Annotated in this window: 6 protein-coding genes and 1 pseudogene; all 7 read right to left on the reverse strand. The window is 71.6% G+C overall.

The annotated features are described in order from the left end of the window. Nucleotides 1-126 precede the first annotated feature (126 nt). Nucleotides 127-1,638, reverse strand: coding sequence for an Asp-tRNA(Asn)/Glu-tRNA(Gln) amidotransferase subunit GatB (gatB, locus tag AB0903_RS33695; protein ID WP_366708557.1), 1,512 nt, complete (start codon nucleotides 1,636-1,638; stop codon nucleotides 127-129). A gap of 16 nt (nucleotides 1,639-1,654) precedes the next feature. After that, entirely contained in the window at nucleotides 1,655-1,888 is a 234-nt protein-coding gene (locus AB0903_RS33700; RefSeq protein WP_366708562.1) for a hypothetical protein, read from the reverse strand. Nucleotides 1,889-1,893: 5 nt separating this feature from the next. Next, nucleotides 1,894-3,390, reverse strand: coding sequence for an Asp-tRNA(Asn)/Glu-tRNA(Gln) amidotransferase subunit GatA (gene gatA / locus AB0903_RS33705; protein ID WP_366708558.1), 1,497 nt, complete (start codon nucleotides 3,388-3,390; stop codon nucleotides 1,894-1,896). A gap of 5 nt (nucleotides 3,391-3,395) precedes the next feature. After that, on the reverse strand, nucleotides 3,396-3,692 hold the full coding sequence (gatC, locus tag AB0903_RS33710) for an Asp-tRNA(Asn)/Glu-tRNA(Gln) amidotransferase subunit GatC (protein ID WP_366708559.1): 297 nt from the start codon (nucleotides 3,690-3,692) through the stop codon (nucleotides 3,396-3,398). Nucleotides 3,693-4,487: 795 nt separating this feature from the next. Beyond that, entirely contained in the window at nucleotides 4,488-6,617 is a 2,130-nt protein-coding gene (locus AB0903_RS33715; protein WP_366708560.1) for a bifunctional diguanylate cyclase/phosphodiesterase, read from the reverse strand. Between the two features lie 314 nt (nucleotides 6,618-6,931). Then, the gene (gene ligA / locus AB0903_RS33720; protein ID WP_366708561.1) at nucleotides 6,932-9,112 is read right to left on the reverse strand and encodes an NAD-dependent DNA ligase LigA; all 2,181 of its coding nucleotides are present in this window, start codon (nucleotides 9,110-9,112) and stop codon (nucleotides 6,932-6,934) included. A 30-nt stretch (nucleotides 9,113-9,142) separates the two neighbouring features. Beyond that, nucleotides 9,143-10,151, reverse strand: a pseudogene (locus AB0903_RS33725) (methionine synthase). Nucleotides 10,152-10,293 lie beyond the last annotated feature (142 nt).

The following is a 10,293-nucleotide window of genomic DNA, read 5'->3' on the forward strand; positions in this document are numbered from 1 at the left end:
CGCCCCCACCACCGCCCCCCCGCCCCCCCCCCCCGCCGCGGCGCCGCGGGGCCCCGCCCCTTCCCCCCGGGGGGCGCCGCCCCCCCCGCCCCCCCCCCCCCCCCCCCTCGGGGAACGTCAGGCTCCTCAGCCCTCGGTCACGCCGAGCTTCTCGAGGATCAGCTCCTTGACGCGAGCCGCGTCCGCCTGCCCGCGCGTGGTCTTCATGACCGCGCCGACCAGCGCGCCGGCCGCCGCGACCTTGCCGCCGCGGATCTTGTCGGCGATCGCCGGGTTGCCCGCGATGGCCTCGTCGACGGCCGCGCCCAGCGCACCCTCGTCGGAGACGACCTTGAGGCCGCGCTTCTCGACGACCGTGTCCGGGTCGCCCTCGCCGGCGAGCACGCCCTCGATGACCTGACGGGCCAGCTTGTCGTTGAGCGAGCCCTCCTTGACCAGCGCGGTCACCCGGGCGACCTGCACCGGGGTGATCGCCAGCTGGTCCAGCGCCTTGCCCGACTCGTTGGCGCTGCGTGCCAGTTCGCCCATCCACCACTTGCGGGCGGCTGCCGGCTGCGCGCCGGCCTCGATCGTGGCGACGATCAGGTCGACCGCGCCCGCGTTGAGGATCGACTGCATGTCGTGCTCGGAGACGCCCCACTCCTCGCGGAGCCGGTTGCGCCTGAGGCGCGGCAGCTCGGGCAGCGTGCCGCGCAGCTCCTCGACCCACTCGCGCGAGGGCGCGACCGGGACCAGGTCGGGCTCGGGGAAGTAGCGGTAGTCCTCCGCCTCCTCCTTGACCCGGCCGGAGGTGGTGGAGCCGTCCTCCTCGTGGAAGTGACGGGTCTCCTGCACGATCGTGCCGCCGGACGAGAGCACCGCTCCGTGCCGCTGGATCTCGTAGCGCGCGGCACGCTCGACGCTGCGCAGCGAGTTGACGTTCTTCGTCTCGGAGCGCGTGCCGAACTTCTCCGTGCCGTTGGGACGCAGCGACAGGTTCACGTCGCAGCGCATCTGGCCCATCTCCATCCGGGCCTCGGACACCCCGAGCGCCTTGATGAGTTCACGCAGTTCGGCGACGTACGCCTTGGCGACCTCAGGGGCCCGCTCGCCGGCGCCGACGATCGGCTTGGTGACGATCTCGATCAGCGGGATGCCGGCGCGGTTGTAGTCCAGCAGGGAGTGGGACGCGCCGTGGATACGGCCGGTGGCACCGCCGACGTGGGTCGACTTGCCGGTGTCCTCCTCCATGTGGGCGCGCTCGATCTCGACGCGGAAGACCTCGCCGTCCTCGAGCTGGACGTCCAGATAGCCGTTGAAGGCGATCGGCTCGTCGTACTGCGAGGTCTGGAAGTTCTTCGGCATGTCCGGATAGAAGTAGTTCTTCCGGGCGAAACGGCACCACTCGGCGATCTCGCAGTGCAGCGCGAGGCCGATCTTGACCGCGGACTCGACGGCGACCGCGTTGACGACCGGGAGCGAGCCCGGCATGCCGAGGCAGGTGGGACAGGTCTGCGAGTTGGGCTCGGCACCCAGCTCGGTGGAGCACCCGCAGAACATCTTGGTCTTGGTGCCGAGTTCGACATGGACCTCAAGGCCCATGACGGGGTCGTAGGACGCGAGGGCGTCCTCGTACGACACCAGTTCAGTGACGGTCACGATGAAACTTTCCCTCTCAGCCCAGCAGAACGTCGTCGTCGCCGAGCCGCTTCAGCTCGCGGTAGAGGATGGCCAGGCCGGTGGCGATCGCGGCGGCGGACACGACGGCGTCGGCCAGGCGCAGCATGTCGCCGTCCTGGCGGGCCAGCTTGGCCTGCTTGGCGACGGTGAACGCGCCGAACGCGGTGCTGCCCAGCGACACGTACAGCCCGGTCTTGGACTTCTTGAAGTTCTTGGCCTTCTTTGCCATGGCACTCACAGCGACGGAGCCTCCTCAAGCAGCGGGTGACCCCAGCGTTCCACGAAAGCGGCCTCGACGGCGGCACCGACCTTGTACAGCCGGTCGTCCTTCATGGCCGGGGCGATGATCTGCAGGCCGACGGGCAGGCCGTCCTCCGGTGCGAGACCGCAGGGCAGCGACATGGCCGCGTTGCCGGCCAGGTTGGTCGGGATGGTGCACAGATCCGCGAGGTACATCGCCATCGGGTCGTCGGCGCGCTCGCCGATCGGGAAGGCGGTGGTCGGCGTCGTCGGGGAGACGATCACGTCGACCTGCTCGAATGCCTTCTCGAAGTCCCGGGTGATGAGGGTGCGGACCTTCTGCGCGGAGCCGTAGTACGCGTCGTAGTAGCCGGAGCTGAGCGCGTACGTACCGAGCATGATGCGGCGCTTGACCTCGTCGCCGAAGCCGGCCTCGCGAGTCAGCGCGGTGACGTCCTCCGCCGACTTCGTGCCGTCGTCGCCGACCCGCAGGCCGTACCGCATGGCGTCGAACCGGGCGAGGTTCGAGGAGCACTCGGACGGCGCGATGAGGTAGTACGCGGACAGCGCCAGGTCGAACGACGGGCAGTCCAGCTCGACGATCTCGGCGCCGAGTTCCTTCAGCAGTTCGACGGACTCGTCGAAGCGCTGCACGACACCGGCCTGGTAGCCCTCGCCGCGGAACTGCTTGACGATACCGACGCGCATGCCCTGGACGCTGCCGTTGCGGGCCGCCTCGACGACCGGCGGGACCGGCGCGTCGATGGACGTCGAGTCCAACGGGTCGTGCCCGGCGATGACCTCGTGGAGCAGGGCGGTGTCGAGGACGGTTCGGGCGCAGGGCCCGCCCTGGTCGAGGCTGCTGCTGAACGCCACCATGCCGTACCGCGACACTCCGCCGTACGTCGGCTTGACGCCGACCGTGGCGGTGACGGCAGCGGGCTGGCGGATGGAGCCGCCGGTGTCCGTGCCGATGGCGAGCGGCGCCTCGTAGGAGGCGAGTGCGGCGCTGGAGCCACCGCCGGAGCCACCCGGGATACGGGTCAGGTCCCAGGGGTTGCCCGTCGGGCCGTACGCGCTGTTCTCCGTCGAGGACCCCATGGCGAACTCGTCCATGTTGGTCTTGCCGAGGATGACGACGTCGGCGGCCTTGAGCCGCTGGGTGACCGTCGCGTCGTAGGGCGGGATCCAGCCCTCGAGGATCTTCGAACCGACGGTGGTCGGAACGCCCTCGGTGGTGAAGATGTCCTTCAGCGCGAGCGGCACACCCGCGAGCGGGCCGAGCTTCTCGCCCCTGGCCCGCTTCTCGTCGACGGCGCGGGCCTGCGCGAGGGCACCCTCACGGTCGACGTGCAGGAAGGCGTGGACCTTCTCGTCCACGGCCTCGATACGCGCCAGGTGCGCCTCTGCGACCTCGACGGCGGTGAGTTCGCCGGCGGCGATCTTCGCCGCGATCTCGGCGGCGGTGAGCTTGATGATGCTTTCCGTCATGACGGTTAGTCCTCCCCCAGGATCTGCGGCACCTTGAAACGCTGCTGCTCCTGGGCCGGGGCGCCGGAGAGCGCCTGCGCGGGGGTGAGCGACGGACGGACCTCGTCCGCGCGCATGACATTGGTCAGCGGCAGCGGGTGGGAGGTCGGGGGTACGTCTTGGTCGGCGACCTCGGAGACGCGGGCGACCGCGCCGATGATGTCGTCGAGCTGTCCTGCGAAGTGCTCGAGCTCTTCGCCGGACAACTCCAGACGCGCCAGCCGAGCGAGGTGGGCGACCTCCTCGCGCGTGATGCCAGGCATGCAGCGATCCTCTGGGGTGAGTGTGATGGTTTTGGCCCAATCCTATGGGGCGGGTGCCGCTGACCGTGAAACGGTTTGCCTTCCCCCTCCCCACCCCTGCCCTTGTCCGGGGCCTTCACTCCGGCCGCCGCCGCCCGGAGTGGGGCCCCGCAGCCCCCGCGCGGGCCGCCCCGCACCGTGCCGCCCTGCCACGAACCGGCCCGAAGCCGGACGTGGCCCGCCCCGGCAGCGGCCACCGGACCGGCCCGCTCACCCGTCGGTCCGACCGTCCCGGCCGCCACCCGCCGGGGAGACCCGCCCGTCCGCACACGCGGCCGCACCGGGTGGTGGACGGCGGCGCGGGGCCGCAGGGGGAGGTCGGCTCCGGGATGCAGAACCGTCTCCGCCGCCTCCTGAGTACCGCAGCCGAGGAACCGCTCCAGCACCAGCACGCCCGTTGCTGTTCTCGCCGCCCGGCCAGGGCGCGAGCCGGGGGCCGCAGGCCGAGCGGGCGGCACCAGAGGCAGCCGACTCCGGGCGGGGAACACCGAAGCCGGTGCGCGGCCCGGCGCCCGGTCGGCAGAGGTCCGGCCGATGGCCGGGCCGGCCGGCATGGGCCCTCCTGCCCGTGTCTGCGAGAACTCCCCGCCAGGGGCGGCAAAGGCGCGGCCGGCGCGGACCGAACCGACGTGGCCGCCCGACCGTGCCTGCGGGGACTCGCCCACCCGGAGGCCATGCGACGGGCCGCCGGGGGCGGCCGGAGGCGGCATCGGCATCGGCAACGGCATCGGCATCGGCATCGGAAGGGCGGTACGGCTAGGTCACCGCGCGGCCCGAGGTGCGGTTGGCGTGGGGCTGGGGCGGCGGGAGTTCACCGGCCGGGAGGGCGGGGCGGTGCCAGCCGCGCTCGCCGCGTGCCAGCAGCCACGCCGTCGTCTCCTGCGGCGGCATCGCCGCGGCGACCAGCCAGCCCTGCACCGCGTCACAGCGCAGATCCCTCAGCCGCTCCCACGTCTCGTCGTCCTCGACGCCCTCCGCCACCACCAGCAGGCCGAGGGAGTGCGCCAGATCGACGGTGCAGCGGACGATCTCCGCGTCCTCGCTGTCGAACGCGAGCCGGGCCACGAAGGAGCGGTCGATCTTCAGCTCGCTGACGGGAAGCCGGCGCAGGTGCACCAGGGACGAGTATCCCGTGCCGAAGTCGTCGAGCGACATCTTGACGCCGTGGTCGGCGAGACCGGCCAGCGTGTCCGCTGCGCGCTGCGGGTCCTCCAGCAGCACGTGCTCCGTGATCTCCAGTTGAAGCGCACCCGGCGGGACACCGTGCCGGGCCAGCCTCGCGGCGACGGCACCGGCGAAGCCGGGCGTGTGGACGTCGCGCGGCGAGACGTTCACGGCGACCGGGACATCGAGCCCCTGCGCACGCCACTTCGCGACCTGCCCGAGCGCGGTCTCCAGGACGTACTCGGTCAGGTGCGGCATCAGCCCGGAGGACTCGGCGATCGCGATGAACTCGTCCGGGGGAACCCGCCCCCGTTCGGGGTGGACCCAACGGACGAGCGCCTCGAGGCCCGCGACGTGCCCGTCGAAGCGGACCTTGGGCTGGTAGTGGAGCTCGACCTCGCCGGCGTCCAGTGCCCGGCGCAGATCCCCCAACAGCCCGAGCCGGTCTGGGGTGTTGCTGTCGCGCTTGGACTCGTACACCTCGACGCCCGTGCGGTCGCGCTTGGCCTGGTACATCGCCACGTCGGCGCGGCGCAGCAGCCCTTCGGCGTCCAGGGCGTGGTCGGGGAAGACGGCGAGTCCGGCGCTGGCCTCCAGAACGAGGGTGAGCCCGTCGAGGTCGAGGGGCGAGGAGAGTTCGGCGACGAGGTGTCTGGCGACGCGCTGCGCGGAGGTCGTGGAGTCCGCCGTCGGCAGCAGTACGGCGAACTCGTCGCCGCCGAGCCGGGCGGCCTCCGCGCCGCGCGGCAGTGCCTGCCGCAGCCGCTCGGCGATCTGCAGCAGCAGCCGGTCGCCCGCCAGGTGCCCGAGGGTGTCGTTGACGGACCGGAAGCGGTCGAGATCGATCAGTACGAGCGCGGCCCGCGCACCGCTGCCTTCCGCGTCCTCGAGCGCGGACCAGGTGCGTTCCAACAGCCATTGGCGGTTGGGCAACCCGGTGAGCGGGTCCCGCAACTGCTCCTCCGCCCTTGCCCTGGCGATCCACAGCGTCGAGTCGAGCGCGATGAGCGGTACGGCGAACAGGGGCAGCAGCAGCGGCATGGCGACGGCGACGACGCAGATCAGCGGCGCGATGCCGACGAGCGCGACCGCGAGGAGGCCCTGCCTGAGCAGGGCCGTACGGGCGACGGTCGGCAGTCCGCCGCCCTGGGGCGCCAGGATGTACCAGAGCAGCAGCCGGGTGACGCCGAGATACGCGGTGGCGGCGACAGCCACCTCGGGCGCGGCCTGGAGCTCCCAGCCGAGCGGGTCCCAGGGCCGCTCGACGCTGGGTACGACGCCGAAGAGGGCGAGGGCGAGCGCGGCGGCACCGATACCGAGGATGTCGACGGCGCCGTGCAGCACGCCCTGTCGCCAGCGGTTGCGGCAGGCCGTGCCGACGAGTGCGACGACCGCGAGGCTCACGAGACCGGCCGGCACCCAGCCGTACAGCAGCAGCGTGGCGAGCGTCAGCGCGGCCCCCGAGCCGGTGCCGCCCCACCAGCGGTCGCGGCCGAGGGCGACGAGGTGGCCGACGATGATCCCGGTGAGCAGGGCGAGCGACCAGCCGACGGTCCCCACGGGGAAGAGCGCGTGGCCTTCGGCGACGGTCTGCACGACGCCCGTGGCGAGCACGAGCGCGGCGCCCGCCACGACGGCCGCGGGCAGGCCGGTGACTTGGGCCGCCAGGGCCGCCAGTGCACGCGGCCGTGAGACCGGGGCGGCGCTCTCGGTCGGTTTCATTCCCGTCCCTCTCACAGCCGGCGGTGCCTGCCCTCGCGATGGCTCCGTTGTCATGCCACCACGACTGAAATCCCACCACGCAGCCGTGCACGACAGGCGCGCATCTCAACAGTAGGCCGCAGGAGGCTCGTACGGGCAGCGCTCTACAGGTCTTGCCCGAATGCGACCCGGCCACCCTTAACCATCTGGTATGCGCTGAACGGGTGACCCGTACCGCGCGTTCCTGAGGCTCTCAGCACGTCCGGATATCGACCCTCGTGGGCTGGTGGCGCTCTTCGCGCGCCCCCGTCGAGCGCCCGTCCGAGCCCCTTTTGTCACGTCTCCTGAGTCACAGCCGCCTCACGAGCCGCGTCCGGTCCCTCGTCGAGCAGAACGGCGAAGCCCGACTCGTCCAGAATCGGCACCTTCAACTGAGCGGCCTTGTCGTACTTCGAACCGGGGTTGTCACCGACCACCACGAAGCTCGTCTTCTTCGATACGGAACCGGCCACTTTCGCTCCGAGGCTCTGGAGCGCCTCTTTTGCGCCATCCCTGGTGTGGTTCTGGAGCGTGCCGGTGACGACGACCGTCAGTCCTTCGAGCGGCCGGTGTCCCTCGTCCTCGCCGGACTCCTCCTCCATCCGGACGCCGGCGGCACGCCACTTCCGCAGGATCTCCTGGTGCCAGTCCTCCTCGAACCACTGCTTGAGCGCGGCGGCGATGGTGGGGCCCACGCCTTCGGTGGCCGCCAGCTCCTCCTCCGTCGCCTGCCGGATCCGATCGATGGAGCGGAACTCACGAGCGAGCGTCCGGGCCGCTACGGGCCCGACATGACGGATGGACAGGCCGTTGATGATCCGGGCCAGCGGCGCCTGCTTGGCGGCCTCGATACCGTCGAGCATCGCCAGCGCGTTCTTCTTCGGCTCACCCTTCTGGTTGGCGAAGACCGTGACGACCTTCTCCTCACCGGTCTTCGGGTCACGCTTGGGCAGGCCGCTGTCCTGGTCGAGGACGTATGCCTTGATGGGCAGCAACTGCTCGATGCTCAGGTCGAACAGATCCCCCTCGTCCCTCAGCGGCGGCTCGGCCGGCTCCAGCGGCCGGGTCAGCGCGGCGGCGACCACCTCGCCGAAGTGGTCGATGTCCAGGCACTCCCGGCCGGCGAGATACGAGACCCGCTCGCGCAACTGCGCCGGACACGAGCGCGCGTTGGGGCACCGCAGATCGATGTCCCCCTCCTTCATGGCCTTCAGCGCCCACCCGCACTCCGGGCACTCGGCCGGCATCACGAACTCCCGCTCGCTGCCGTCCCGCAGGTCCACCACCGGGCCGAGGATCTCCGGGATGACGTCACCGGCCTTGCGCAGCACCACCGTGTCGCCGATGAGAACGCCCTTGGCCTTGACCACGTCCTGGTTGTGCAGGGTGGCGAACTCCACCTCGGAGCCGGCCACCGTCACCGGCTCCACCTGCGCGTACGGCGTGACCCGGCCGGTACGGCCGACGCCGACGCGGATGTTGACCAGCTTGGTGTTGACCTCCTCCGGCGCGTACTTCCAGGCGATCGCCCAGCGCGGGGCCCGCGCCGTCGAGCCGAGGCGGCCCTGCAGCGGGATCTCGTCGAGCTTGACGACGACGCCGTCGATCTCGTGCTCCACCGAGTGCCGGTGCTCGCCGAAGTAGGCGATGAACTCGCGCACTTCCTCCAGCGAGCCGACCACCTTGTTGTGCTCCGCCGTGGGCAGACCCCACTCGCGCAGCAGGTCGTACGCCTGCGAGAGGCGGTCGATGGTCAGGCCCTCCCGGGCGCCGATGCCGTGCACCACCATGTGGAGCGGCAGCTTGGCGGTGACCCTGGGGTCCTTCTGGCGCAGCGAACCAGAGGCGGAGTTCCGCGGGTTGGCGTACGGCTGCTCACCGGCCGCCACGCGGCGGGCGTTGAGCTCCTGGAACTGCTCCATGGGGAAGTAGACCTCGCCGCGGATCTCCACGAGGTCGGGGACGCGGTCGCCCGTCAGCCGCTCGGGGATGCCGGCGATGGTGCGTACGTTCGGAGTGATGTCCTCGCCGACGCGGCCGTCGCCGCGCGTCGCCGCCCGGGTCAGTCTCCCCTTCTCGTACGTGAGGTTGACCGCGAGTCCGTCGACCTTGAGCTCGCACAGGAAGTGGTAGCCGGGGGCGCCCACCTCGCGGGCGACGCGGTCCGCCCAGCCGGCGAGCTCCGCGTCGTCGAAGGCGTTGTCCAGGGAGAGCATCCGCTCGCGGTGCTCGACCTTGGACAGCTCCGTCTCGTAGTCCCCCGCGACCTTCTGGGTGGGCGAGTCGGGCGTACGCAGCTCCGGGTACCGCTCCTCGAGCGCTTCGAGCTCACGCAGCAGCTTGTCGAACTCCGCGTCGGAGATGACAGGGCTGTCCTTCACGTAGTACCGGAAGCGGTGCTCCTCGATCTGCTCGGCGAGGAGCATGTGCTGCTCCCGTGCCTGTGCGGGCAGGGTCGTCTGCTGTTCGCCGGCCACCGTTTCGTCCTCCCGTTGTCCGCGCACCCGTTACTCAGGGTTGTCCGCGAGTGATGTCACGGACGCAGTGGGCGAGGGCCGCGCGTGCGTACGCGGGCGAGGCGCCCGCGAGCCCGCACGTCGGGGTGATCACCAACGACTCTGCGAGAGTCCCCGGATCCAGCCCCAGCCTGCGCCACAGTGTCCGTACACCCTTGACGATATCGGCGCCCACTGACAATCCGGCCGATGCGGCGTCGGTGGAGGGGACGACGCCCGCGAAGAGCTTGGTCCCGGCCTCCACCGCCTCGCCGATCGACTCCTCGTCACGCTCGGTGAGTAGCTCGAAATCGAACGAGATGCCCTGCACGCCGGCGCGGCGCAGCAGCGCGAACGGCACGTCGGGAGCACAGGAGTGCACGACCACCGGACCCTCCGCCACGGCCATGACCTCCCGGAGCGCGCTCTCGACGACCTGCCGGTCCACGGCGCGGTGCGTGCGATAGCCGCTGGCGGTCCTGATACCGCCGCGCAACACGGTGGTCAGGGACGGCTCGTCGAGCTGGAGCACCACAGAGGCGCCCGGCACCCGGCGACGCACCTCCGCGAGATGGTCGCGCAGCCCTTCGGCGAGGGAGGCCGTGAGATCGCGGCAGGCACCGGGGTCGCCGAGGACCGCCTCGCCGCCACGGCGTTCCAGAGCGGCGGCAAGCGTCCACGGGCCGACCGCCTGCACCTTCAGCGGGCCTTCGTAGCCCTGGGTGAACTCCTCCAGCGCGTCGAGGTCCTCGCCCATCCAGGACCGGGCCCGGCGGGTGTCCCGGCCGGGCCGGTCGCTGATCCGCCAGCCGCTCGGCTCCACATGCGCGTACATCTCGACGAGCAGCCCGATCGTCCGGCCGATCATGTCCGCGCCCGGTCCGCGGGCGGGCAGCTCGGCCAGATGCGCGAACTCCTCGAACGTCCCGGTGACCGTCCTCGCAGCTTCTCGCGCGTCACCGCCGGGCATGGACCCCACGCCGGTGGCGGGGCCCCAGGGGAACTCGTTCTTCTCGCTCACCCGGGAAGCGTACGTGGGCCGGGCCTGCCGGACGTGACCGACCGGGGCGCAACCCGGCGCGGGCGCGGGGTGACTGCCCGGCCGGGGTCGGCACAGGCCGGCCGGGGCGGCACAGGCCGGCCGGGGCGGCAGCGGCCCGGCC

The sequence above is a fragment of the Streptomyces sp. NPDC048389 genome (assembly GCF_040706335.1).
GTDB lineage: Bacteria > Actinomycetota > Actinomycetes > Streptomycetales > Streptomycetaceae > Streptomyces.